This window comes from uncultured Xanthomonas sp. (assembly GCF_964278005.1).
Taxonomy (GTDB): Bacteria; Pseudomonadota; Gammaproteobacteria; order Xanthomonadales; family Xanthomonadaceae; genus Xanthomonas_A; species Xanthomonas_A sontii.
Genome location: NZ_CAXYKF010000020.1, coordinates 75,395 through 97,743 on the forward strand (window position 1 = coordinate 75,395; position 22,349 = coordinate 97,743).

General features: G+C 67.6%; 24 protein-coding genes. 16 read left to right on the forward strand and 8 right to left on the reverse strand.

Annotation, left to right across the window (positions count from 1 at the left end):
* Window positions 1-58: 58 nt before the first annotated feature.
* Both ACHWVH_RS13035 and ACHWVH_RS13040 read left to right on the forward strand, forming a co-directional pair.
* Window positions 59-1,339: an acetyl-CoA C-acetyltransferase gene (locus tag ACHWVH_RS13035; RefSeq protein ID WP_026143786.1), complete on the forward strand. Its 1,281-nt coding sequence runs from the start codon at window positions 59-61 to the stop codon at window positions 1,337-1,339.
* 159 nt (window positions 1,340-1,498) lie between these two features.
* Entirely contained in the window at window positions 1,499-2,068 is a 570-nt protein-coding gene (locus tag ACHWVH_RS13040) for a hypothetical protein (protein ID WP_394687323.1), read from the forward strand.
* A 228-nt stretch (window positions 2,069-2,296) separates the two neighbouring features.
* Here ACHWVH_RS13040 and ACHWVH_RS13045 read toward each other — a convergent pair whose 3' ends face one another.
* From ACHWVH_RS13045 to ACHWVH_RS13055, 3 genes are all read right to left on the reverse strand, one after another.
* Window positions 2,297-3,565 (reverse strand): heme biosynthesis HemY N-terminal domain-containing protein, encoded by a 1,269-nt coding sequence (locus ACHWVH_RS13045; protein ID WP_017908649.1) that lies wholly within the window; start codon window positions 3,563-3,565, stop codon window positions 2,297-2,299.
* Entirely contained in the window at window positions 3,562-4,542 is a 981-nt protein-coding gene (locus tag ACHWVH_RS13050; RefSeq protein WP_017908650.1) for a uroporphyrinogen-III C-methyltransferase, read from the reverse strand. Before ACHWVH_RS13050 ends, ACHWVH_RS13045 begins: the two co-directional genes overlap by 4 nt.
* Before the next feature lie 112 nt (window positions 4,543-4,654).
* Window positions 4,655-5,428, reverse strand: a complete 774-nt coding sequence (locus ACHWVH_RS13055; protein WP_394687324.1) for a uroporphyrinogen-III synthase — start codon at window positions 5,426-5,428, stop codon at window positions 4,655-4,657.
* A gap of 42 nt (window positions 5,429-5,470) precedes the next feature.
* Between ACHWVH_RS13055 and ACHWVH_RS13060 the strand changes: the two genes are divergently transcribed.
* The 5 genes from ACHWVH_RS13060 to ACHWVH_RS13080 all read left to right on the forward strand — a co-directional run bounded on the left by ACHWVH_RS13060 (window position 5,471) and on the right by ACHWVH_RS13080 (window position 8,545).
* A complete protein-coding gene (locus ACHWVH_RS13060; protein WP_043094080.1) occupies window positions 5,471-5,941 on the forward strand; it encodes a YiiD C-terminal domain-containing protein in 471 nt (156 codons plus the stop codon).
* A gap of 45 nt (window positions 5,942-5,986) precedes the next feature.
* Window positions 5,987-6,406, forward strand: a complete 420-nt coding sequence (locus ACHWVH_RS13065; protein WP_026144149.1) for a hypothetical protein — start codon at window positions 5,987-5,989, stop codon at window positions 6,404-6,406.
* Window positions 6,407-6,459: 53 nt separating this feature from the next.
* Window positions 6,460-6,894, forward strand: coding sequence for a rhodanese-like domain-containing protein (locus ACHWVH_RS13070; protein ID WP_017907746.1), 435 nt, complete (start codon window positions 6,460-6,462; stop codon window positions 6,892-6,894).
* A gap of 88 nt (window positions 6,895-6,982) precedes the next feature.
* Window positions 6,983-7,501: a protein-export chaperone SecB gene (secB, locus tag ACHWVH_RS13075; RefSeq protein ID WP_017907745.1), complete on the forward strand. Its 519-nt coding sequence runs from the start codon at window positions 6,983-6,985 to the stop codon at window positions 7,499-7,501.
* A gap of 18 nt (window positions 7,502-7,519) precedes the next feature.
* Window positions 7,520-8,545, forward strand: coding sequence for an NAD(P)H-dependent glycerol-3-phosphate dehydrogenase (locus tag ACHWVH_RS13080; RefSeq protein WP_043095427.1), 1,026 nt, complete (start codon window positions 7,520-7,522; stop codon window positions 8,543-8,545).
* A 176-nt stretch (window positions 8,546-8,721) separates the two neighbouring features.
* Here ACHWVH_RS13080 and ACHWVH_RS13085 read toward each other — a convergent pair whose 3' ends face one another.
* Complete coding sequence (locus ACHWVH_RS13085; RefSeq protein ID WP_017907743.1) at window positions 8,722-9,294, reverse strand: Ax21 family protein; 573 nt, start codon at window positions 9,292-9,294, stop codon at window positions 8,722-8,724.
* 244 nt (window positions 9,295-9,538) lie between these two features.
* The gene (locus tag ACHWVH_RS13090) at window positions 9,539-10,081 is read right to left on the reverse strand and encodes a TetR/AcrR family transcriptional regulator (RefSeq protein ID WP_017912149.1); all 543 of its coding nucleotides are present in this window, start codon (window positions 10,079-10,081) and stop codon (window positions 9,539-9,541) included.
* A gap of 147 nt (window positions 10,082-10,228) precedes the next feature.
* Between ACHWVH_RS13090 and ACHWVH_RS13095 the strand changes: the two genes are divergently transcribed.
* Entirely contained in the window at window positions 10,229-10,918 is a 690-nt protein-coding gene (locus tag ACHWVH_RS13095) for a DUF1349 domain-containing protein (RefSeq protein ID WP_295933647.1), read from the forward strand.
* A gap of 87 nt (window positions 10,919-11,005) precedes the next feature.
* Here the strand turns inward: ACHWVH_RS13095 and ACHWVH_RS13100 are convergent, their stop codons facing one another.
* Both ACHWVH_RS13100 and ACHWVH_RS13105 read right to left on the reverse strand, forming a co-directional pair.
* The gene (locus tag ACHWVH_RS13100) at window positions 11,006-11,485 is read right to left on the reverse strand and encodes a tRNA (cytidine(34)-2'-O)-methyltransferase (RefSeq protein ID WP_017907740.1); all 480 of its coding nucleotides are present in this window, start codon (window positions 11,483-11,485) and stop codon (window positions 11,006-11,008) included.
* A 41-nt stretch (window positions 11,486-11,526) separates the two neighbouring features.
* Entirely contained in the window at window positions 11,527-12,003 is a 477-nt protein-coding gene (locus ACHWVH_RS13105) for a hypothetical protein (protein WP_394687325.1), read from the reverse strand.
* A gap of 414 nt (window positions 12,004-12,417) precedes the next feature.
* Between ACHWVH_RS13105 and ACHWVH_RS13110 the strand changes: the two genes are divergently transcribed.
* From ACHWVH_RS13110 to ACHWVH_RS13145, 8 genes are all read left to right on the forward strand, one after another.
* Window positions 12,418-15,297, forward strand: coding sequence for a M16 family metallopeptidase (locus ACHWVH_RS13110; RefSeq protein WP_394687326.1), 2,880 nt, complete (start codon window positions 12,418-12,420; stop codon window positions 15,295-15,297).
* A gap of 125 nt (window positions 15,298-15,422) precedes the next feature.
* Window positions 15,423-15,740: a DUF4156 domain-containing protein gene (locus ACHWVH_RS13115; RefSeq protein WP_017907737.1), complete on the forward strand. Its 318-nt coding sequence runs from the start codon at window positions 15,423-15,425 to the stop codon at window positions 15,738-15,740.
* A gap of 102 nt (window positions 15,741-15,842) precedes the next feature.
* Window positions 15,843-16,859, forward strand: coding sequence for a 3-oxoacyl-ACP synthase III (locus ACHWVH_RS13120; protein ID WP_017907736.1), 1,017 nt, complete (start codon window positions 15,843-15,845; stop codon window positions 16,857-16,859).
* A gap of 118 nt (window positions 16,860-16,977) precedes the next feature.
* Window positions 16,978-18,150 (forward strand): Fic family protein, encoded by a 1,173-nt coding sequence (locus ACHWVH_RS13125; RefSeq protein WP_173003392.1) that lies wholly within the window; start codon window positions 16,978-16,980, stop codon window positions 18,148-18,150.
* Between the two features lie 85 nt (window positions 18,151-18,235).
* Complete coding sequence (locus ACHWVH_RS13130) at window positions 18,236-19,138, forward strand: alpha/beta fold hydrolase (RefSeq protein ID WP_394687327.1); 903 nt, start codon at window positions 18,236-18,238, stop codon at window positions 19,136-19,138.
* 68 nt (window positions 19,139-19,206) lie between these two features.
* Window positions 19,207-20,367 (forward strand): AAA family ATPase, encoded by a 1,161-nt coding sequence (locus ACHWVH_RS13135; RefSeq protein ID WP_152237146.1) that lies wholly within the window; start codon window positions 19,207-19,209, stop codon window positions 20,365-20,367.
* 56 nt (window positions 20,368-20,423) lie between these two features.
* Window positions 20,424-20,954, forward strand: coding sequence for a hypothetical protein (locus tag ACHWVH_RS13140; RefSeq protein ID WP_394687328.1), 531 nt, complete (start codon window positions 20,424-20,426; stop codon window positions 20,952-20,954).
* A gap of 338 nt (window positions 20,955-21,292) precedes the next feature.
* A complete protein-coding gene (locus ACHWVH_RS13145; protein ID WP_017907733.1) occupies window positions 21,293-21,772 on the forward strand; it encodes a hypothetical protein in 480 nt (159 codons plus the stop codon).
* A gap of 177 nt (window positions 21,773-21,949) precedes the next feature.
* Here ACHWVH_RS13145 and ACHWVH_RS13150 read toward each other — a convergent pair whose 3' ends face one another.
* Complete coding sequence (locus ACHWVH_RS13150; RefSeq protein WP_295958508.1) at window positions 21,950-22,324, reverse strand: YkgJ family cysteine cluster protein; 375 nt, start codon at window positions 22,322-22,324, stop codon at window positions 21,950-21,952.
* Window positions 22,325-22,349 lie beyond the last annotated feature (25 nt).

Consider the following 22,349-nt stretch of genomic DNA (forward strand, 5'->3'; position numbering starts at 1 on the left):
TTATGCCTGCGCTACCGTGCAGGCCATGTCCCCGACTCCCCTCGCGCGAGGTAATCCCATGCCAGCAGCCCGTCCCGTCGCCATTCTCGGCGGCGTCCGCATTCCGTTTTGCCGGCAGAACACGGCGTATGCGGATGTCGGGAACCTCGGCATGTCGGTGCGCACGCTGGGCGCGCTGGTCGAGCGTTACGGGCTGCACGGGCAGCAACTGGGCGAAGTGGCGATGGGCGCGGTGATCAAGCATTCCAGCGACTGGAACCTGGGCCGCGAGGCGGCGCTGTCCTCCGGGCTGTCGCCGCTGACTCCGGGCATCACCCTGCAACGCGCCTGCGGCACCAGCCTGGACAGCATCATCACCGTCGCCAACAAGATCGCGCTGGGGCAGATCGAATCGGGCATCGGCGGCGGTTCGGACACCACCTCCGAAGTGCCGATCGTCTACGGCAAGAAACTGCGCGCGCGGCTGCTGGCGGCCAACCGCGCCAAGAGCACCGGCGACAAGCTGCGCGCGCTGACCCGCGGCTTCAAGTTCGCCGAGCTCAAGCCCGAGTTCCCGGGCGTGGCCGAGCCGCGCACCGGCAAGAGCATGGGCGACCACTGCGAGGACATGGCCAAGCAGTGGAACATCTCGCGCGATTCGCAGGACGCCTGGGCGGTGTCTTCGCACCACAAGCTGGCCGCCGCCTATGAGCGCGGCTTCTTCGCCGACCTGATCGCGCCGTTCCGCGGCGTGGAGCGCGACAACATCCTGCGCGCGGATACCTCGCTGGAGAAGCTGGCCACGCTGAAGCCGGCCTTCGACAAGGTCAGCGGCCGCGGCACTCTGACCGCGGCCAACTCGACCCCGCTGACCGACGGCGCCGCCGCGGTGTTGCTGGCCTCGGAAGAATGGGCGCAGGCGCATGGCCACGTGCCGATGGCCTACCTGCGCGATGCGCAGGTGTCGGCGGTGGATTTCGTGCACGGCGAAGGCCTGTTGATGGCGCCGACCGTGGCCGTGCCGGAGATGCTCAAGCGCCATGGCCTGCGCCTGCAGGACTTCGACATCTACGAGATTCACGAGGCCTTCGCCGCGCAGGTGCTGTGCACCCTGCGTGCCTGGGAGAGCGAGGACTACTGCCGCACCCGGCTGGGCCTGGACGCGCCGCTGGGGCAGATCGATCCGGCCAAGATCAATCCGGTGGGCTCGTCGCTGGCTACCGGCCATCCGTTCGCCGCGACCGGCGCGCGCATCGTCGCCACCGTCGCCAAGCAACTGGTCGAACGCGGCGGCGGCCGCGCGCTGATCTCCATCTGCACCGCCGGCGGCATGGGCGTGGTGGCGATCGTCGAACGCTGAGCGTCACCGCGCGCTGGCACTCGTGCCGGCGTGCGCCGCGCCACGGCCTTCGGCCCTGCGGCGCCGCCCCGGCGCTGACCGCGCCGCATCCGTCGCGCTACCATGCCCGCCGATTCGCCTGCGTCACGCGGGCGCCACGGCGCGCAGGGGGCGCAGGCCATGACCGAGCAGGGCAGTTTCAATCCGTACCAGGCGCCCAGCGTCGCCAGTCCGTCCAGCCTGCCGCCGCCGTTGCCGGGCGAGACGTTGTGGCGCGATGGCACGGATTTGCTGTGCCTGCGCGATGCGCCGTTCCCGCCGCACTGCGTGAAGTGCGGGGCGGCGCTGGGCAACGACGAACTCAAGAAGCGCACCTTCTACTGGCACGCGCCGGGCTGGTACACGCTGATCCTGGTGAGCATCCTGGTCTATGCGATCGCGGCGCTGGTCGCGCGCAAGCGCAGCAGCCATGTGCTCGGGATGTGCGCGGTGCATCGGCGTCGGCGCAACCGGTACATCCTGTTGATCGCCGGTGCCTTCCTGGTTGGCCCGCTGCTGGGATTCGCCGTCGGCGGCGAGAGCGGGTTCTGGCTGGGAGGCGCCGTGTTCCTGATCATGCTGATCTGGGGCATGTTCGGCGCGCGCATCCTGGTGCCGCGGCGCATGGACGAGCGCTACGCGCGCTACAAGGGCCTGGCGCCCGCGTTCCTGGCGCGCCTGCCGGCGCTGCCGCCGGCCTTGCGGCGCTGAGCGGCCGGACGCGGCCGGCCTACCTTCGGATGCGATGACCAGCGCGCCGCCGGCCTGGGCACACGACGCGGCCCATGCGTTCGGCCGTGCTCCTCTTCGCTGATCGGCGCAGGAGCGATGCGCGTGCGCTGCCGCGTCCGGAAGCAGCCATGACGCGCTTTCGCCGCGGATCAGCGTGCCCGGCCTGGTCTTGCAGGCTCGGCCATCTCTGACAACACCGGGACGGACTCAACCCTCCAGCCGCGGGAATCCATGGTCGTCGCGGCGTTCCGTGCTGTCCGGCGCCGGCGCGATCGGGGTCACCGGCGCGACCGGCTCGGGCAGCGGCTGCGCGATGTCGCCGCGCTGCACGCGTAGCGCATTGGCGTAGCAGCGCTGCGCCGCGAGCATGTCGCCGGCGTCGGCATAGCCGTCACCGAACACCTCCCAGGCCTCGGCACCAGCACCCAGCGCCAGCGCGCGGTGCAGGAATTCCTCCGCCTGCGGCCACTGCTGCTGGCGGCTGGCCAGACGCGCCAGGGTCAGCAGCAGCGCCGGGCTGTCCGGATGCGCCTGCAGCCAGCGCTGCGCGCTGGCGCGGCGCGAATCGTACTTCTCCACCGGCAGGCGCCCGTACAGCGCGGCCAGGCCTTCGTCCCAGCGCGTGTCCAGCGCCTGCTCCAGGCTGCGCAGCGCCGCATCGTCCCAGCGCAGGGCGGCCGCGCGTACCGCGTAGGCGGCGACCACCGCCGGCTCGCTGCGCAGCGATTTGGGCAGGCTCTCCCAGCGCTCGGCCAGGGCATTGGCATCGGCGGCCTGGTCCAGCGAGGCCGCGGCCAGGCGCGTTTCCAGCGTGGCGATCGCCTCCAGCGGCAGCGCCTGCTGCTGGCGGATCGCGCCGAGCTGTCCGTAGGCCTCGCCGGCACGACCGATGCGGGTCAGTGCCTCGGTGCGCAGCAACAGCCCGCGCGGCGGCAGCGGCTGCGCCGCGGCCACGTCCAGCGCATTGATCGCATCGACCGGGCGCTGCTGCTCCAGATGCAGTTCGGCCAGCAGCAGTGCATGCGCGGCGGGATCGCGTTCGGCCAGGCGCCGCAGGTGGCGCTCGGTCGCCTCGCGGTCGCCGCGCGCATCGGCCGCGCGCACCGCGGCGATCAGGGCGATGGCGCTGACCTCGGGGTCTTCGGCGGCGGCGTTGAGCTGCTTCTCGGCCCGTGTCCACTGGCCGGCGTGGGCGGCGGCCAGGCCGTCGAGCAGGCGCGCGCGCGACTGCTTGCGGCGGCGCCGGCCCCAGGCGCGGAACGGGAAGCTGAGCACGTTCCACACCAGCCACAGCGCCAGGAACGCGATCACCAGCAGCAGCGAGGCCTGCGGCAGCGAGGCGATGTAGTCGGTGCCGCCGACGCGCACGATCACCTCGCCGAGCTGACGCACCTGGTCCTGCCCCAGCCATTGCGCACCGATCACGCCCAGCGCGATGACGATCAACAGCACGATCAGGGAACGGAGGGATTTCATGACGGGCTCCTTGCGTCGCGCATCGCGCGCAACTGTTGCAGGGTGGTTCCGAGTTCGGGAATGGTCGGGCGCAGATCGGCATTGGCCAGGGTGCGCAGCGCGGCGCGGCGTTCGCGCAGCTGCGGCGACTCCGGCCACAGCCGCGACAGCCAGCGCCCGGCGCCGGCCAGGGCGCTGCGATAGCCACGCGTGTCGCCGCGTTCCAGCGCCGCGCGCGCCAGGGTCAGGTCGAGCTGCAGCGCGTCGTGGGCGGCCACGCGCTCCGAGCCGGCGGCCAGGACGCCGCCCTGCGAGGGGCGGATCTTCACCAGCGGCGCCAGCAGGCGCTGCCACAGCGGCTGCTGCGCGCTCTCCGGCAATTGCGTCGGCAATTTGTCCAGGCTGGCGGCGAAGGCATCCAGTTGCGCCGCTAGGCGTGCCTGCGGCCCGTCGCCCAGCGCGTCCAGCGCGGTGCGTTCCTGCAGCAGCGCCTGGCGCAGGTTGAGGAATTGCGGATCGTCGATGCCGTCCAGCACACCGCTGGCCAGCGCGTAGGCACGCCGCGCGCCGGCCGCATCGCCGGCCAGCAGCAGGCGCTGCTGGCCCTGGTTGAGCAGCAGTTCGACCTCGTCCAGGCGCAGCGCCTGTGCGCCGTGACGGTTGGAATCGGCGAGCTTGGCGACATTGGCCTCCAGCAACGCGCTGCGCTGGCTCAGGCCGAGCATTTCGTCGCGCAGCACGCGGTTGGTGCTGGCCGCGTCCTGCAGCCGCTGCGCGGTGGCGCGCTGGTCGCGGCGCAGGCTGTCCTGGGCCTGCTGCAAGGCCTGCAGTTGCTGCTGCAGGTCCGACTGCTGGGCCAGTTCGCGCGCGCTGCGCGCCTGCCACCAGTCCCAGCCACGCCAGCCGGCGAACGCCAGCGCGGCCAGCGTGGCGAGCACCAGCAGCAACCAGATCCAGCGTGTGGAACGGCGAGGCGTGATCGGGATTTCGTCGGTCATCGGCAGCGTCCTGGGGGCCGTCGCCCGTCGCGAGCAAGGCGGCGGTCGGCGCGGCACCGCCGGAGCATGGCGTGAGCGGCACTGCGGCCGCAACCCGGGCGGCGGCCCGCGTTCAGCGAGGTGGCGAGCGCGTTACGATCGCGGCCGCTGCGGCGACCAACTGCTGCGGCATCGGTCCGGCCGCCTGGGCGACGTCGACGAACCCCAGGTCCGCGGCCAGGGTCGCCAGGCGCGCGCTGGCCGCGACCACCGGCCGTGCACGCCAGGCCCGGGCCAACTCCTCCGGCAACTGCGCCAGCAGCTGTTGCAGCGCCTCGCCGCTGCTCAGCGCCAGCACACCGGGCGGCGCCGCACGCAGGCGGGCCAGGTCGGCCGCGCGCAGTCGTACCGGTTCGCGCACGTACACGTCCGCGCGCAGCAGCGGGGTGCCGCGCGCCTGCAGGTGTGCGGCGATCAGGCCGCGGCCGCCGGGGGCGGTGATCAGTCCCACCGGCAGGTCGTGCGCGGACATTTCCGGCAGCGCCAGCAGGCCGTCGCTGTCCATCCGCGCCGGCGTCGCCACCTCGGCGATGCCGTGCTGGCGCAAGGCGCGCGCCGTGCCTGCGCCCACTGCCAGCCAGCACTGGCCGGGGCGTGCCGCCAGCGGCTGCAGCGCCGCGGCCGCGCGCACCGCCGCCGGGCTGCTGACGATGACCCGCGGCGCAGCCAGCGCCGCGGCCAGGGCCGCGCGGGTGGCGGGATCGGCGCGCGGCCGCAGCCGCCACGGCGACACCGCCAGCACCCGTGCGCCACAGCGCGCCGCGGCCCGCCGCAGCGGCGCGTGCTCGCCCTGCGGGCGCAGCGAGATCAAGGTCCAGGCCGGGGCGGCGGTTGCATGCGCGCTCATGCCAGGCATTATGCGAGCCCCCACCGGCAGCACAATCGCACCATGGCAGCGGATCTTTCCTTCGAGGCGTTCCTGCAGCAGTTGCAACGGCAGTTCCAGGCCATGCCGCCGGTGGCGGCGCTGCAGGTCGCCGTGCACGAGTATGCCGAGCAGCGCCTGCAGCTGGTCGCACCACTGGCGGCCAACCTCAACGACAAGGGCAACGCCTTCGGCGGCAGCCTGGGCTCGGTGATGACCCTGGCGGGCTGGGGGCTGGTCAACTGCGAGCTGCACCGCGCCGGCCTGCAGGCCGACGTCTACGTCGCCGACAGCCAGGTGCGCTACCTGTCGCCGCTGTACGCCGATCTGCATGCCCAGGCCAATGCCGATGCGGAGGCCGACTGGGCCGTGTTCGTGAATACCTTCCGCCAGCGCGGCCGCGCCCGCATCGGCATCCAGGCCCAGGTCGGCGCGCCCGGCGCGGCCGCGGCAGCGACCCTGAGCGGTCGCTTCGTGGCCCTCGCCAAGGGGTAGGATGCGCGGATCGCGCGCCCCGCGCGCCGCCACCTGGACGCCGCCATGCCCTCGATGTTCCGCGCGCTCGCGCTGCTGTTGCTGCTGGGCTGGACCGGCGCGGCCGTGGCCGGCAGCCGCGCGCAACAGCGCAAGCTCGACGATCTGCAGACCGCCTACGCCGCGGCGGTGCGCTGGAGCGAGTTCGAGACCGCCTGGCAGGTGGTCGACCCGGCCTACCGCCAGGCGCATCCGCTGACCGACCTGCAACTGGAGCGCTACCGGCAGATCCAGGTCTCCTCCTACAAGGTCGGCGGCGGCGCGGTCGGCGACGGCGAGGCGCTGCGCGAGATCGAACTGGGCGTGATCAACCGCAATACCCAGGCCGAGCGCATCGTCCGCTACCGCGAGCGTTGGCGCTGGGACCCCGAGGCCAAGACCTGGTGGCTGCAGGATGGCCTGCCGGACCTGTGGAACGGCCAGTAGCGCGGTCGCCGAGCTGTGCGACAATCGGCGCCCGCTTCCAGCCCCCGAGTCCCGTGAACTTCGAAGAACTGCTGGCCTTCGCCGGCCGCAACCCGATGCTGGCCCTGGCCCTGGTGGGCCTGACCATCGCCCTGATCGTCACCGAAGTGGCGCGCCTGTTCCGTGGCTACAAGAGCCTGCGGCCGGCGGAGCTGACCCGCCTGATCAACGCCGGCAATGCGGTGGTGGTCGACCTGTCGGCCTCGGCCGATTTCGAGAAGGGCCACATCGCCGGCAGCCGCAATGCCACCGCCAGCCAGTTCGGCCCCGAGCACAAGCTGGTTGCCAACGCCAAGGCGCAGCCGGTGGTGCTGGTCTGCCGCACCGGCACCACCGCCGACGGCGCCGCCAAGCAGTTGAAGAAGGCCGGCTTCGAGCAGGTCTACGTGCTCGAGGGCGGCATCGCCGCCTGGCAGCAGGCCGAGCTGCCGCTGGTCAAGGGCCGCTGAGACACCGCGTCCGGTTCGACCTCGAGGGGCGCGGCCGGCGTGTGATAATCCCGTTTCTTTCTGTTACCGAATCCACCGGAGTCAAGCAATGTCCGACCTCACCAACAACGGCGCCGCGGCGCCGGCCGACGCCGCGGCCGGTCCCGCTTTCACCATCGAGAAGATCTACGTCAAGGACGTGTCCTTCGAGTCCCCCAACGCGCCGTCGGTGTTCAACGACAACGCGCAGCCGGAACTGCAGCTCAACCTCAACCAGCGCGTGCAGCAGCTGAACGAGCAGGCCTTCGAAGTCGTGCTGGCCGTGACCCTGACCTGCACCGCCGGCGGCAAGACCGCCTACGTGGCCGAAGTGCAGCAGGCCGGCGTGTTCGGCCTGGTCGGCCTGGACCCGCAGGCGGTGGACGTGCTGCTCGGCACCCAGTGCCCGAGCATCCTGTTCCCGTACGTGCGCTCGCTGGTCAGCGACCTGATCCAGGCCGGCGGCTTCCCGCCGTTCTTCCTGCAGCCGATCAACTTCGAGGCCCTGTACGCCGAGACCCTGCGCCAGCGCGCGCAGCAGGGCGAGGGCCAGTCGCTGGCCGATTCGGAGCCGGCCGGCAACGCCTGAGCGCGTTCGCCGTTGCGCATGCGCGATAACGCCAAGAAGAAGATCGCCGTCCTCGGCGCCGGCTCCTGGGGCACGGCGCTGGCGTCGCTGACCGCACGGCACGGGTATCCGACCGTGCTGTGGGGCCGCGATGCCGTGGTCGCCGAGGCCATCGGGCAGCGCCACGAAAACCCGCGCTACCTGCCGGGGATCGCGTTGCCGGAGGGCTTGCAGGCCACCACCGACCTGGCGGCGGCCATCGATGGCGCCGACTGGATCCTGGTGGTGGTGCCGTCGCATGCGTTCACCGAAACCCTGCGCCAGATCGCGCCGCTGCGCCCGGCGCAGGCCGGCGTGGCCTGGGCGACCAAGGGCTTCGAGCCCGGGTCCGGGCGGTTCCTGCACGAAGTGGCGCAGGAGATCCTCGGCGAGGACGTCCCCCTGGCGGTGGTCACCGGTCCGTCCTTCGCCAAGGAAGTGGCCCTGGACCTGCCGACCGCGGTGACCGTGCACGGCGATGCCGCGTTCGCCCAGCAGGTCGCCGATGCGATGCACGGCCCGACCTTCCGCGCCTATACCGGCGACGACATGGTCGGCGCCGAGCTGGGCGGGGCGATGAAGAACGTGCTGGCGGTGGCCACCGGTGTGGCCGACGGCATGGAACTGGGCCTCAACGCCCGTGCCGGCCTGATCACCCGCGGCCTCAACGAGATGCTGCGGCTGGCCGCGGCGATCGGCGCCAAGCCGGAAACCCTGATGGGGCTGGCCGGACTCGGCGACCTGGTGCTCACCTGTACCGGCGACCTCTCGCGCAACCGTCGGCTTGGCCTGGCGCTGGGCCGTGGGCAACCGCTGCAGGAGGCGGTGCGCGCGATCGGCCAGGTGGTCGAGTCGGTGCAGACCGCCGACGAGGTGATGCGCCAGGCCGAGCGCCACGGCATCGATCTGCCGATCTCCAACGCGGTGCGCGCGGTCCTGCATGGCGAGCTGACCCCGGCGGTCGGCCTGCAGCAGCTGCTGGCGCGCGAACAGAAGCCCGAGTACCCGACCACCTTGTTCAGTTGATCCGGCCACGTGCTGGAAAACGCAAACGCCCGGCCTGGCCGGGCGTTTGCGTGTCTGCACATCCGTGGGTCAGTGATGCGCCGGATCGGCAGGCAAAAAAAAGCCCGGTCGTGGGACCGGGCTTTCCGAACCGCGCGCGGCGGGAGAGAGACGACGCGCGCGGCGCTAGGCAACGCTTACCAGCTGAAGCGCGGGCCGACGAACCATTCCTTGTCGCCGTGGCGGTCCATCTTCAGGTCGGCGCTCAGGCCCCAGTTCTGGTTCAGCTTGGCCTGGGCGCCCAGACGGCCGTAGAAGGTGCCTTCCGGATTGACGCCGTCCTTCTTCAGGTAGTCCTCGTAACCACCCAGGGCATAGACTTCCAGGTACGGGTTGAACGCGGTGCGGATACCCGCTTCGGCGCTCCAGCCGTTGAACTTGGTGCCGTATTCCGGGGCGAAACGGTTGTAGGCCACGCGGGTCACCAGGTCGGTGCTGGTCGCGATCTCGTGGTTGTAGCCGGCGCCGACGCGCCACTGGTCGACGCGTGCGTCGGCAAAGTCGGTCTTCTGGCGGTTGAAGTCGCCGAACACGCTGAAGTTCGGGTGGAACGCGTAGGAACCCTTGACCGCCCAGCCGTCGGCATCGCCGCCGCTGGCGTCGGTCTTGACGTAGCCGGCTTCGGCATAGTTGTAGGAAAGGCCTTCGGCGGCCGAAGCGGCGAACGGCAGGGTGGCCAGGAGGCCGAGAGCAAGCAGAGAGGTCTTCATAATCGGGGTACCTTCGTTATTGGTTTGTCGGCGCTGAGGCGTGGGGCCGTTCGCTGCCGATATGTAAATTATCCGTTAGCGACCCGAACTCGCCCTGAATCCCAAACCGACCAGTCCATAAATTAAACGCCCCGTTCAGGCGCTCGCGATGCATTGTTGTGATGCGCGCCGTTGCATTCCAGGCAACAGGGAATTTCAGGACTGTCGGCGCAGGTGGCGACGCCCACCGCGTGCGAGCGGCACGCTACAGCGCGGCAAGCGTCTCGATCGCCGCGCGCACGCGCTGCCTGTCCATGGGCACGACCGAGCGGTGGATGGTCGCGCCTTCGATGAAGGCGTCGATGGCGGCGGATGCGGCGACGGAGAACTGCGTTTCCAGGGCGGCCCGGCTCCTGGCCATCCACTGCTGCATGATCGCGGTCATCTCCGGATGCCGGCGGGCGAACGCATACAGTTCGTAGCTCAGCAGCAGCACCCGCGGGGACGCCGTCCCCTCGGCGAAGATGATGTTCACCACCGCCTCGCAGGCCTGGTCGCGGTTCTGCGCGGTGCGGATTTCGGCGGCGAAGTCGGCGGACACGTCCTGGGAGAAGCGGGTGAACGCGGCGACCAGCAGGTCGTGCATCGAGCCGAAATAGTAGGTGGTGGCGCTGAGCGGAACGCCGGCTTCCTCGGCGACCTTGCGGAAGGTGGTGCCGGTGACGCCGTGATCCAGGATCACCCGCAGCGCGGCCTGCTCGATCGCTTCCTTCCGGTGCGGATCCTGGCGCCAGGTCCTGCCGCTCATGCCTGTCCAACGCTGTCTCGACGAAGCCGATGATCGCAGGTCGCGGTTGACGCCTCAATTGGTACAGATGTACAAATTCGCCGATGAGGTCGACGAAGGCCATCGCCGCGATGGCGCCTCCGAAACAGCGACGTGAGGAGCAGTGCGATGGCGAATTCCGGGGAGCAGGACGTGGATATCGGTCGTCGGGCGACCCTGGGTGGGCTCGCCGCCGGCAGCGTCGTGCTGGCGAGGGGTGCGCGCGCGGGGGCAGCTTCCGGCTGGGAGGCGGGCACCTGGCTCAACGCGCCCAAGGTCCATCGGATCCTGCCGGGCGGCGTGCTCGAGGTCGTCACCGACAAGGGCGGCGATTTCTGGCGCGAAACCCATTACGGGTTCACCCGCGACAGTGGGCATTTCCTCGGCATCGCCGCACCCGCGCGCTTCACCTGCCAATTGCGCGTGCGCGGCAAGTTCGAACAGCTCTACGATCAGGCCGGCCTCATGGTGCGGGTCGACGAGCGCCGCTGGGTCAAGGCCGGCATCGAACTGAGCGATGGGCGGCCGATGCTCAGCAGCGTATTGACCGACGGCCGTTCGGACTGGGCCACCGGCCCGTACGAAGCGGACGCGTCGGATTTCTGGATGCGCGCCACCGTGGACAAGGGCGTGCTGCGCCTGCAGGTCTCGCGCGACGGGAGATCCTGGCCGCTGGTGCGGTTGTGCCCGTTCCCGGTCGCCTCCTCCTACCTCGTCGGCCCGATGACGTGCACGCCGGAACGGGAAGGATTGAAGGTCCGCTTCTCCGACTGGAGCCTGGGGCCGGTGCTGGGCAAGGACCTGCACGATCTGTCCTGACGCCTGCAGTGCCGCGGCGCGTGCTGCGCCAGCGATGCAGCGATAGAACATCGGATGGCGCGTTGCCAGGCGACGCGCGCCGTACGCTCAGTCGGCGCCGGGAAAGCCCAGTTGCCGCCACGCCTCGAACACCACCACCGCGACCGCGTTGGACAGGTTGAGGCTGCGGTTGTGCGGCTGCATCGGCAGGCGCAGGCGCTGCGCGTCGGGCACTTGCTCCAGCACCGTGTCCGGCAGGCCGCGGGTTTCCGGGCCGAACAGGAAGGCGTCGCCGTCGGCGAAGGCGGGCGTGTCGTAGCGGGTGCTGCTGCGGGTGCTGAGGGCGAACAGGCGGCGCGGGGCGATGGCCTGCAGGGCCGCATCCAGCGACGCGTGGACCTGCAATCGTGCGTACTCGTGGTAATCCAGGCCGGCGCGCTTGAGCTGACGGTCGCCGAGGTCGAAGCCCAGCGGCTCGATCAGGTGCAGTTGCGCGCCGGTGTTGGCGCAGAGACGGATGACGTTGCCCGTGTTGGGCGGAATTTCGGGCTGGTACAGCAGAACATGCAGCGTTGGGGTGGCGATCATCGGCGCAGTGTACGCGCCGGCGCGGAGGCCTTGGTGCCGATTCAGCGCACCAGGCCGACCGCCAGGTCCTGGCCCAGCTTCTGCAGGCTCGGCTGCAGCTGCAGCATCGCGGTGTCCAGCGTCTCGCCGACCACGTCGCCGATCGCCAGCATGCTGCCCATGTCCGCATCCGGACGCACCTGCACGGTGGCCAGGGTCACCACGTGCTGGCTGGCGGCCTGCTCCTGGTTGCGCTGGGCGAGCTGCTCGGCCGAGGGGCGTACCTGCACCGCCGCCAGGGTGGCGATGCGGCTGGACAGTTCGGCGTCGCGCTGGGCGATCTGCTCGGCGGAGGGGCGCACCTGCACGGCCGCCAGGGTGGCGATGCCGCTGGCCTGTTCGATGCTGCGCTGGGCGATCTGCTCGGCGGAAGGGCGCACCTGCACCGCATCCAGGGTGGTGATCTGCGTGGCGGCGAAGGACGGCGCGGCGAGCAGGGCGGCGATGGCGGCGGTCAGGAGCAGGGCGGTGGTCTTCATGGCGGGTCTCGTTGGTGTTGTTGATCAGTGGTGTGGTAGTAAGGTAGTACACCTAATCAGGGGTTGCAAGAACTTTTTTGCGGCGGGTTGTTTTATTAAGCTTTCATTCACCTAATGCCGGGGGCTCTTGCGCTCGGGGATGTGTAAGCAGACCGCGTGCCAATTCCAAGCTTCTGTTTTTGAAAGAGAATTTTCCTGGGTGATGTGTCCGCGGGCGGACACCCGGGCGCTCGCGTACGCCGGACGCGGACACCGCGGCGCCGTCCGCGGCGGCAGCCGACCCGCTGATGGGTCGGAGGTGACGCCGTTGCAGAAGGGCGTCAGCGACAACGGCGGACTGCGCGCCGTGCGGTACGCCCGGTACGATCGGCATTCACCGGCTGTTTCACTCGCCCCAAGGAAGAAGGAATCCGCATGACCGTCTCGACCCGCCCGCGTGGCGCCCTGTTGGCCGTCGCCCTGTCCGTCGCGCTCGGCGCATTGAGCTACGCGCCGCCTTCGACGGCGGCCAGGCCTGCTGCCGCCGCGTCGGTGGATATCGCCTACGAGCAATTCACCCTGCCCAATGGGTTGCGGGTGGTGGTGCACACCGATCGCAAGGCGCCGATCGTGGCGGTCAACCTCTGGTACCACGTCGGCGCCAAGGACGAGCCGGCCGGGCGCACCGGGTTCGCGCATCTGTTCGAGCACCTGATGTTCCAGGGCAGCGAGAACCACCACGGCGAGTTCTTCGAGCCGTTCAAGCAGGTCGGCGTCACCGACCAGAACGGCACCACCAACAGCGACCGCACCAATTACTTCGAGAACGTGCCGACCACCGCGCTGGACATGGCGCTGTGGATGGAGTCGGACCGCATGGGCCACCTGCTCGGCGCCATCGATCAGGCGGCGCTGGACGAGCAGCGCGGGGTGGTGCAGAACGAGAAGCGCCAGGGCGAAAACCAGCCTTACGGGCAGGCCTGGAGCCGGCTGAGTCGCGCGCTGTACCCGGCCGGCCACCCGTACCACCACACCGTCATCGGCTCGATGAACGACCTCAACGCGGCCTCGCTGGCCGACGTGAAGCAGTGGTTCCGCACCTGGTACGGTCCCAACAACGCGGTGCTGGTGCTGGCCGGCGACATCGACGTGGCCACGGCCAAGGAGAAGGTGACGCGCTACTTCGGCGACATTCCGGCCGGCCCCAGCATGGCCCAGCCCAAGGTCGACGTGGCCCAGCGCAGCCAGTCCACCCGCGAGACCATGACCGACAAGGTGCCGCAGACGCGGATCTACCGCGTCTGGAACGTGGCGCAGACCGGCACCGAGGACGTCGACCGCCTGCAACTGCTGGCGCAGGTGCTGGGCGGCGCCACCTCCTCGCGGCTGGACCGGCGCCTGGTCCACCAGGACAAGCTGGTGGATATGGTCAGCGCCTCGGTCTGGCCGTCGCAGCTCGGCTCCGGCTTCGGCATCATCGCCATGGTCAAGCAGGGAGTGGACCCGGCCAGGGTCGAGGCGGCGATCGACGAGGAACTGCGCAGGCTGCTGGACAAGGGGCCGGACAAGGCCGAACTGGCGCGCGCCAAGACCGCCTTCCGCGCCGGCTTCATCCGTGGCGTCGAGCGCATCGGCGGCTTCGGCGGCAAGGCCGACGTGCTGGCCGAATGCGCGGTGTACACCGGCGACCCCGGCTGCTTCCGTACCTCGCTGGCGACCATCGCCGAGACCCGTCCGCGCGATCTCACCGCCGTCGGTCGCAAGTGGCTGGGCAAGGGCGACTACACCCTGCTGGTGCAGCCGGGCGAACGCGTGGCGCAGGCCGAGGAGCCGACGGTGCAACCGGCGCCGCTGAATCCGCCGCCGGTCGATCCCAAGTACCGCACCCTGCCCAGCGTGGTCGACCGCAGCGCCGGCCCGCCCAAGACCACCCAGTTTCCGAAACTGACGTTCCCGACGCTGCAGCGCGCGACGCTGAGGAACGGCACCACGGTGATCCTGGCCGAACGCCACGAGGTACCGGTGGTGCAGTTCAGCTACGAGTTCCAGGGCGGCTACAGCGCCGACCAGGGGCGCAAGCCGGGGACGGCCAACTTCACCATGGGCATGCTCGACGATGGCGCCGGCGAGCGCGATGCGCTGGCGTTCGCCGATGCGGCCGAGGCATTGGGGGCGTCGCTGGCGGCCGGCGCTGCGCTGGACGGCAGCAATGCCTACCTGTCGGCGCTGAAGGAGAACCTGGCGCCGTCGCTGGCGCTGTACGCGGACATGCTGCGGCGGCCGCGCTTCGCGCCGAACGAGATCGAACGGGTCCGCGCCAGCTGGATCGCCAGCATCCGCCAGGAGAAGGCCCAGCCCAACGGCGTGGCGATGCGGGTGCTGCCGCCGCTGCTGTACGGCGTCGGCCATCCCTACGCGATGCCGTTCAGCGGCATCGGCACCGAGGCGGCGATCGCGGCCCTGCAGCGCGAGGATCTGGTCGACTTCCACCGCGACTGGGTGCGTCCGGAGCACGCCACCCTGATCGTGGTCGGCGACACCACCCTGGCCGAGATCGTGCCGCTGCTGGACGCGCAGTTCGGCGACTGGAAGGGCGAAGGGACGGCACCGTCGGTGCCGGTCCCGGCCCGCGTGGCGCGGCCGGCCAAGCCACGCGTGTACCTGATCGACCAGCCCGGCGCGGTGCAGGCCAACCTGTTCGCCTCGGAACTGGTGCCGCCGACCACCGATCCGGCGGCGGTCCGCTTCGACATCGCCAATGGCGTGATCGGCGGCGACTTCACCTCGCGCCTGAACATGAACCTGCGCGAGAACAAGCATTGGTCCTACGGCGCGCGCAGCGGCGCGGCCAGCGCCCTTGGCCAGCGGCCGTGGACCGCCTCGGCCCCGGTGCAGATCGACAAGACCGCCCCGGCGCTGCAGGAGATGTACAAGGAGATCAGCGCCTTCGCGAGCGGCAAGGCACCGCCGACGGCGGAGGAGGTGGCGCGCATCCGCAACATCCAGACCCTGAGCCTGCCGGGCGCCTATGAGACGGCCAGCGCGGTGATGGGCGCGATCGGCGGCATCGTCCGCTACGGCCGCCCCGACGACTACGTGTTCAAGCGCAAGGCCGAGATCGAGGCGATGACCCCGGCGCAGGTGCGCGAGGCGGCGTCGATGCTCGACCCGAACACCTTGACCTGGGTGGTGGTGGGCGACCTCAAGCAGATCGAGGCGACGGTGCGCGCGCTGAAGCTGGGCGAGGTCACCGTGATCGATGCCGACGGGGTACCGCAGGGCGGGGCGGCGGCCCCGGCCCCGGCGCCGCGCTGAGTGCGGCAGGCGCGCGTCGGCGAGGGCCGGCGCGCGCTGCCTGCCGACGCCGGCAGGCCGACGGTGTCATGGCCGATTCAGCGTTTTGCGGCACAATCCGGATTCACCTGCCAACGGGCCCGTCCATGCGTCTACCGATCGCCTTCGTCCTGCTCGCCACGCTCGCCGGCTGCACCTGGGTGCCGATGGCGCCGGAAGGCAAAGGGGTGCGGGTCCTGCCGCCCGGTCAGGCCGCCAGCGGCTGCGAGAAGCGCGGCGAGGTGGTGGTGTCGGTGAAGAGCAGCGTCGGCTTCTATCAGCGCAACCCGCTGCGGGTGCGCGAGGAGCTGGAGACCCTGGCGCGCAACGAGGCGCCCGGCGTGGGCGCCAACACCGTGCAGGCGATGGGCGACCCGGTCGACGGCGACCAGCGCTTCACCGCCTACCAGTGCGGCGGCCGCTGAACCGCTCAGACCATACGCTTTCCGGGGATTTGTTAAAGATGCGGTAAAACGGTGTAACCGCTAGAATTGGCGCCCCCTCGCCTGACCCTGGCGTACACCTCGATGCTCTTCACCAACGTCTCGATCGCGGGACTGGCGCATATCGACGCGCCGCACACGCTGACCTCCAAGCAGATCAACGCGCGCCTGCAGCCTACCCTGGACCGGCTGCGGATCCGGGCCGACGTGCTCGGCGACATCGCCGGCGTCCACGCGCGGCGCATGTGGGACCAGGACCTGCAGGCGTCCGACGTGGCGACGCTGGCGGCGCGCAAGGCGATGGGCGATGCGGGCATCGAGGCTGGGCAGGTCGGGCTGCTGGTCAACACGTCGGTGAGTCGCGATTACCTGGAGCCGTCCACCGCCAGCATCGTCGCCGGCAATCTGGGCGTGAGCGAGCAGTGCATGACCTTCGACGTCGCCAACGCCTGCCTGGCCTTCATCAACGGCATGGACATCGCGGCGCGCATGATCGAGCGTGGCGATATCGACTATGCGATGGTGGTCGATGGCGAGACCGCCAACCTGGTGTACGAGAAGACCCTGGAGCGGATGGCCTCGCAGGATCTGACCGCCGACGCCTTCCGCGACGAAATGGCGACCCTGACCCTGGGGTGCGGTGCCGTGGCGATGGTGATGGCGCGTACCGACCTGGCGCCGGATGCACCGCGCTACCGCGGCGGCGTGACTCGCTCGGCCACGCAGTGGAACACCCTGTGCCGGGGCAACATGGACCGCATGGTCACCGACACCCGCATGCTGCTGATCGAAGGCCTCAAGCTGGGCCAGAAGACCTTCGCCGCCGCGCGGCAGGCGCTGGGGTGGGCGGTGGACGAACTGGACCAGTTCGTCATCCACCAGGTCAGCCTTCCGCACACCAAGGCCTTCATGAAGAGCTTCGGGATCGACCAGAAGAAGGTCATGACCATCTTCGGCGAATACGGCAACATCGGCCCGGCCAGCGTGCCGATCGTGCTGAGCAAGCTGCGCGAGCTGGGTCGCCTGAAGAAGGGCGACCGGATCGCGTTGATGGGCATCGGCTCGGGCTTGAACTGCTCGATGGCCGAGGTGGTCTGGTAAGCGAGAGGCGCAGGACAGGCGCGCAAATTTTCCTTGCGCGCCGTATTTGGGTGTTTAGAAAGAAATTTGCTAAATTTCTTTCCTAAGAGCCGTCTCCGGCCACGGCAAGGATTGCCTGATGTCGTCTCGACGCTGTACCGGACACTATGTTCCCGGGTCGCTGGCGGGCAGCCGTTATCAGGCGTTCGTTCCTGATCCGCTGCCGCCCGAGCCGCCGCTGCAGTTGGCGGCGCCGCTGCTGATCGCGCGCAAGGAACAGGCCGACCAGGCGCTTGGTCGCCTCGATGGCATCACCCTGATGCTGCCGGACCCGGAGCTGTTCCTCTACCACTACGTGCGCAAGGAAGCGGTCCTGTCCTCGCAGATCGAGGGCACGCAATCGTCGCTGTCCGATCTGCTGCTGTTCGAACTGGACGAGGCACCGGGTGTCCCTCTGGACGACGTCGAAGAAGTCTCCAACTACGTCGCTGCGCTGAACCACGGGCTGCGGCGCTTGCGCGAGGATGACTTCCCGCTGTCGCTGCGCCTGATCCGCGAAATGCACGCGCTGCTGCTGCAAGGTGGGCGTGGCGCCGGCAAACGTCCGGGCGAATTCCGTTCGGGCCAGGTCTGGATCGGCGGTGCCTCGCCGGCGTTGGCGCATTTCGTGCCGCCGCCGCCGGAAGCCCTGGATGCGGTGCTGGCCGCCTTCGAGCGCTTCCTGCACGCGCCTGGCCGCGACGTCTCGCCGATGGTCAAGGCAGCCTTGGCGCATGTGCAGTTCGAAACCATCCATCCCTTCAGCGATGGCAACGGCAGGCTGGGGCGGCTGCTGATCGCGTTGATCCTGTGCAACGAAGGTGTGCTGCGCGCGCCCAGCCTGTACCTGAGCCTGTTCTTCAAGCGCCATCGCGCGCGTTACTACGAGCGCCTCAACGCGGTACGCACCGAGGGCGACTGGGAAGGCTGGCTGGATTTCTTTCTCGAGGGCGTTGCAGACACCGCGCAACAGGCGGTGTCCACCGCGCAGCGCCTGCTGGCACTGCTGGCGGCCGACCGCGCACGTATCGCCGGATTGGGAACGCGCGCTGGCAACGTGGGCCTGGTGTACGAGCAGTTCGCCCGTCGTGTCCTGCTGGGCGTGCCGCAGGTCCAGCCGCATTTGCCGCTCAGCGCACCGACGATCCGTGCCGCCATCCGCACCCTGCAGGATCTGGACATCGTCAACGAACTCACCGGGCAGCAGCGGCACCGCGTGTTCGCCTATCAGGCTTATCTGGACATCCTCAGCGAGGGTGCGCAGCCGTTATGAGTTCCCCAACGCCGCACGCCGACGGCAATGCATCATGCGCCGCGGCGGTGCCGTCTTCCTCTTCCATCTCGCATCGGTCCCCCGCATGAACTACCCCGGCTACCCCTTCACCCCGCAGCACTTCCAGGTCCGCCCGGGGCTGCACATGTCCTATCTCGACGAAGGCCCACGCGACGGCGAGGTGGTGGTGATGCTGCATGGCAATCCGTCGTGGAGCTATCTGTGGCGCACGCTGGTGAGCGGGCTGTCGGACCGCTACCGCTGCATCGTGCCCGACCACATCGGCATGGGCCTGTCGGACAAGCCGGACGATGCGCCGGGCGCGCGGCCGGGCTACGACTACACCCTGCAGTCGCGCGTGGACGACCTGGACGCGTTGCTGCGGCATCTGCGCATCGACGGGCCGGTGACGCTGGCGGTGCACGACTGGGGCGGCATGATCGGTTTCGGTTGGGCGCTGTCGCACTATGCGCAGGTGCGGCGCCTGGTCATCACCAATACCGCGGCGTTCCCGCTGCCGGCGGCCAAGCCGATGCCGTGGCAGATCGCGATGGGGCGGCACTGGCGCCCGGGCGAGTGGTTCATCCGCACGTTCAATGCGTTCTCTTCGGGCGCGTCGTGGCTGGGTGTGTCGCGACGCATGCCCGCCGATGTGCGTCGCGCCTACGTGGCGCCGTACGACAATTGGGCCAACCGCATTTCCACGATCCGCTTCATGCAGGACATTCCGCTGTCGCCGGCCGACAAGGCCTGGTCGCTGCTGGCGCGGGCCGAGCAGGCATTGCCGTCGTTCGCCGATCGCCCGGCCTTCATCGGCTGGGGCCTGCGTGACATCTGCTTCGACCATCATTTCCTGGAAGGCTTCCGCCGCGCGTTGCCGCAGGCCGAGGTGATGGCCTTCGAGGATGCCAACCACTACGTGCTGGAAGACAAGCACGAGGTGCTGGTGCCGGCGATCCGCCGGTTTCTGGACGCGCATCCGCTATAAAAACTAAGTTTGTTATTTTCTCGAGATTTCCTTATCTTAGCTGTGCTTTCTTGTAGCGGAGAGACTAAATGCTGATTACTCGCCTCAGGTTGCGTAACTGGAGAAATTTTCGAGATGTGGACGTGGAGCTGCATCCGCGTAGTTATGTCATAGGCGCTAACGCAGCTGGTAAATCTAATCTTTTGGACGTTTTCCGCTTTCTAAGAACGGTTGCCCAATCAGAGGGTGGTGGTCTACAGAAAGCTCTTAAGGAACGCGGGGGCTTGAGTAAGCTAAGGAGTCTTCACGCAAGGACAAATCCTGAAGTGGGGATTGAGGTTGAAGTTGCTGAATCTTTCGAAGACGAAGTCCCGCGTTGGCGCTATGAGTTGGCATTTAAGGCTGAGGGTAAAGGTGCGCAGCGTGTACTTATCACGAAAGAGGTTGTCTTTCTGGATGGGGAGAAAATTAGATCACGTCCGGAAAAGGAGGATATGGAAGATCCAGTTCGTCTAACGCAAACTCACATAGAACAGATTAATAATAACTCGGAATTTCGCGAGTTGGCTGAATTTTTTGGAGCGACGACCTATCTGCATTTGGTGCCGCAACTCTTAAAGCATGGGGATGAAATTAGCGGTCGAGTTGTAGAGAATGACCCTTTTGGACAAGGCCTGTTGCAGAGAATCGCTAGAACGCCTCAAAAAACACAAGCGGCTCGTCTGGAGAGGATAAGAAAAGCGTTAGTGGTGGCGGTTCCTCAGTTTTCCGAATTGCAATTTAAAAAAGATGAGGTCTCAGGGGCGCCACACCTTGAGGCTCGTTTTAAGCACTGGCGAGAGCACGGTGCTTGGCAACGAGAAGATCAGTTTTCAGATGGAACATTGAGGCTTATAGGGTTGCTTTGGGCTCTCCAAGAAGGCGATGGAATGCTTCTGCTGGAAGAACCAGAGCTTTCGCTTAATGATGCTATTGTCGAATACATACCATTAATGATTGAGCGGGTGCTTAGACAGCGGAAAAAGGGAGCTTTCTTGCGTCAAATTTTGGTTACTACGCATAGTGACAACCTTATCGCGGCAGTGCTTGATCCAAGCTCTGTACTACTTCTGGAGCCAGGTGATAATGGAACAATAGCAAGGTCGCCTGATAAAAAAGAAGTTCAGGCAATGAATTCAGGCTTGAATGCGGCCGAAGTTATGCTTCCAAAAACGAGGCCAGATAAGATAGAGCAAATGGGGCTATTCTGATGCCGTCAATTTATGTGATTGGCGAGGATTCTCTCACATGTGCACTTGGAGTTCGCTTGGTTTCTGAAATACTCCGTTGGGATATTGAAGCAAGTCCAATAGATACCGGTGGAGTTACAAAGCTAGTGAAGAATATTTCCAGGTATTCTTCTCTTGCAAAAATTGGCCATGTCCTTTGCATTGCTGACACTGATGGTAAATGTGCAGTGAAGTTGCTATCTACATGGAGGCCATCGACTGCATCGGAGAGGTTTATACTGCGGCTTGCCGTAAATGAGGCTGAGAGTTGGCTGCTTGCTGACGACGATGGTTTTTCTGATTATTTTGGAATATCTCGTGCAAAAATTCCAAGATCCCCAGATGAAGTTGTTGATCCAAAGCGAGAGGTAGTTAATCTTGTGCGGAGCTCCAATAAAAGAGCGTTGCGTAACGAAGTTGTTTCAAGTTTCGATTCAGGGAAGCCTGGGGTGGGATATAATATCCATCTCCAAGCGTTCGTGAATGGCTCTTGGAGTCCAAGAAGGGCTGCAGAAAAATCACCCAGCTTGCATAGGGCAATTAGGCATTTAGATTCTCTCTTGGTTTAAATTGGAAGAGTGACTGTCTTGGAAAGATGCGCTCGATCACTCCGTCCCAGTCAACCAAGGGTAGTAGCGACAGCCACGATCTGTGGCCATGTGTACTACGCTAGCTCAACCTAGCTAAGTCAGTATCGTTGCGCGCACTGAGTGCCGATGCTCACGAATGCTGTCAGGGTGTGCTGCGGTGCTTGCCGCTGCGCCGTGGATCGTCTACACGGGCGCGCGCAAACTGCTACCGATTGCCGTGATGCAACATTGTTGGCTGGGTACAGTCGCCGCCGACGTGCGCGTCGCGCGGAAGCGGACGCTGCACGCAATCGGACAGGAGACAGAGAGTGAAAGCGATGGCGATGGCGATGCTGTTGACGGCGATGAGCGTGCCTGGTGCGCATGCGGAAGACCTGACCACGTCCGCGGATGGCAAGACGCTGACGGTCGGATTCGGCCAGCCCACCTGGAAGCAGGTGCTGCACTACCGCAAGCTGTACGACAAGAAGCCGTTCCCCGATGCGGAGATCTACTACTACAGCAACGGCATGTACAAGATCATCTCGCAGGGCGAGAACCACTACGGCGTGTACGTGCTGCAGGGCAGCTTCGACGACCAGACCTACACGATTCGCTTCATCTCGCTGCCGTCCGAGGACTGGGGCAACAAGACCGCCTTCCACCAGTTGACCTTCATCCGTGGCGAGGACAGGAACGTCTTCATCCAGAACGCGATCGTCGACACCGGCGAGGCCATCGCCCAGCAGAACGGCACCTACACCCTGGAAAAGAACACCGTGACCAATCCGGTGCCGACGGCGTGGAAGCACCGCTGAGCCAATGCGGCGCGCGTCCGCCGCTCTTCGGGTGCCGCCAGGATGGGCGTTTGCAGGAGTTTGCGTAGGAGCGGCTACAGCCGCGACCGGGCGTTGCCGGGAACGCGGATCGCGGCTGGTCCCGCGGCGACAAGGGTAGATGCTACGGCCTCCCTGCCGTCCTGGCGGCGCCGCCGCTCAGGCGTCCGGCAAGTTGCGTTCGACCACGCCTTCCCAGTCGGCCGCTGTCAACAGCGGCAGCCCATGCGCCAGGCGCGACTTGTCGCACTGCGCGCTGCGTTCGCCGAATTCCAGCGAGGCCGGCACCGCCGCGCACACCGACGGCCGCCGCTCGTGGATGCTGCAGCGGCTGTAGCGGCCGATGTCCGCGTCCAGGGCGATGCAGCGCGGCTGCGCCTGCGATGTGCCGCGCATCACCCGCTCATGGGTGCGCAGCGGTTCGGTCAACTCGAACGGGACCCTGCCGCCCAGCGCGGGATCGGCTTCGCTCCAGTGGAAACTGACGCGGAAGTAGGCGCAGCAGGCGCCGCAGGTGAGGCAGGGATGGGACATGGCGGCCGGGCCTTGCGCGGCGAAC

Bases quoted from the DNA above. Each gene is read 5' to 3' on its own strand.
- ACHWVH_RS13035 (WP_026143786.1), top strand. From the start codon at position 59: ATGCCAGCAGCCCGTCCCGTCGCCATTCTCGGCGGCGTCCGCATTCCG.
- ACHWVH_RS13040 (WP_394687323.1), top strand. From the start codon at position 1,499: ATGACCGAGCAGGGCAGTTTCAATCCGTACCAGGCGCCCAGCGTCGCC.
- ACHWVH_RS13045 (WP_017908649.1), bottom strand. From the start codon at position 3,565: ATGAAATCCCTCCGTTCCCTGATCGTGCTGTTGATCGTCATCGCGCTG.
- ACHWVH_RS13050 (WP_017908650.1), bottom strand. From the start codon at position 4,542: ATGACCGACGAAATCCCGATCACGCCTCGCCGTTCCACACGCTGGATC.
- ACHWVH_RS13055 (WP_394687324.1), bottom strand. From the start codon at position 5,428: ATGAGCGCGCATGCAACCGCCGCCCCGGCCTGGACCTTGATCTCGCTG.
- ACHWVH_RS13060 (WP_043094080.1), top strand. From the start codon at position 5,471: ATGGCAGCGGATCTTTCCTTCGAGGCGTTCCTGCAGCAGTTGCAACGG.
- ACHWVH_RS13065 (WP_026144149.1), top strand. From the start codon at position 5,987: ATGCCCTCGATGTTCCGCGCGCTCGCGCTGCTGTTGCTGCTGGGCTGG.
- secB (WP_017907745.1), top strand. From the start codon at position 6,983: ATGTCCGACCTCACCAACAACGGCGCCGCGGCGCCGGCCGACGCCGCG.
- ACHWVH_RS13080 (WP_043095427.1), top strand. From the start codon at position 7,520: ATGCGCGATAACGCCAAGAAGAAGATCGCCGTCCTCGGCGCCGGCTCC.
- ACHWVH_RS13085 (WP_017907743.1), bottom strand. From the start codon at position 9,294: ATGAAGACCTCTCTGCTTGCTCTCGGCCTCCTGGCCACCCTGCCGTTC.
- ACHWVH_RS13090 (WP_017912149.1), bottom strand. From the start codon at position 10,081: ATGAGCGGCAGGACCTGGCGCCAGGATCCGCACCGGAAGGAAGCGATC.
- ACHWVH_RS13095 (WP_295933647.1), top strand. From the start codon at position 10,229: ATGGCGAATTCCGGGGAGCAGGACGTGGATATCGGTCGTCGGGCGACC.
- ACHWVH_RS13100 (WP_017907740.1), bottom strand. From the start codon at position 11,485: ATGATCGCCACCCCAACGCTGCATGTTCTGCTGTACCAGCCCGAAATT.
- ACHWVH_RS13105 (WP_394687325.1), bottom strand. From the start codon at position 12,003: ATGAAGACCACCGCCCTGCTCCTGACCGCCGCCATCGCCGCCCTGCTC.
- ACHWVH_RS13110 (WP_394687326.1), top strand. From the start codon at position 12,418: ATGACCGTCTCGACCCGCCCGCGTGGCGCCCTGTTGGCCGTCGCCCTG.
- ACHWVH_RS13115 (WP_017907737.1), top strand. From the start codon at position 15,423: ATGCGTCTACCGATCGCCTTCGTCCTGCTCGCCACGCTCGCCGGCTGC.
- ACHWVH_RS13120 (WP_017907736.1), top strand. From the start codon at position 15,843: ATGCTCTTCACCAACGTCTCGATCGCGGGACTGGCGCATATCGACGCG.
- ACHWVH_RS13125 (WP_173003392.1), top strand. From the start codon at position 16,978: ATGTCGTCTCGACGCTGTACCGGACACTATGTTCCCGGGTCGCTGGCG.
- ACHWVH_RS13130 (WP_394687327.1), top strand. From the start codon at position 18,236: ATGAACTACCCCGGCTACCCCTTCACCCCGCAGCACTTCCAGGTCCGC.
- ACHWVH_RS13135 (WP_152237146.1), top strand. From the start codon at position 19,207: ATGCTGATTACTCGCCTCAGGTTGCGTAACTGGAGAAATTTTCGAGAT.
- ACHWVH_RS13145 (WP_017907733.1), top strand. From the start codon at position 21,293: ATGGCGATGGCGATGCTGTTGACGGCGATGAGCGTGCCTGGTGCGCAT.
- ACHWVH_RS13150 (WP_295958508.1), bottom strand. From the start codon at position 22,324: ATGTCCCATCCCTGCCTCACCTGCGGCGCCTGCTGCGCCTACTTCCGC.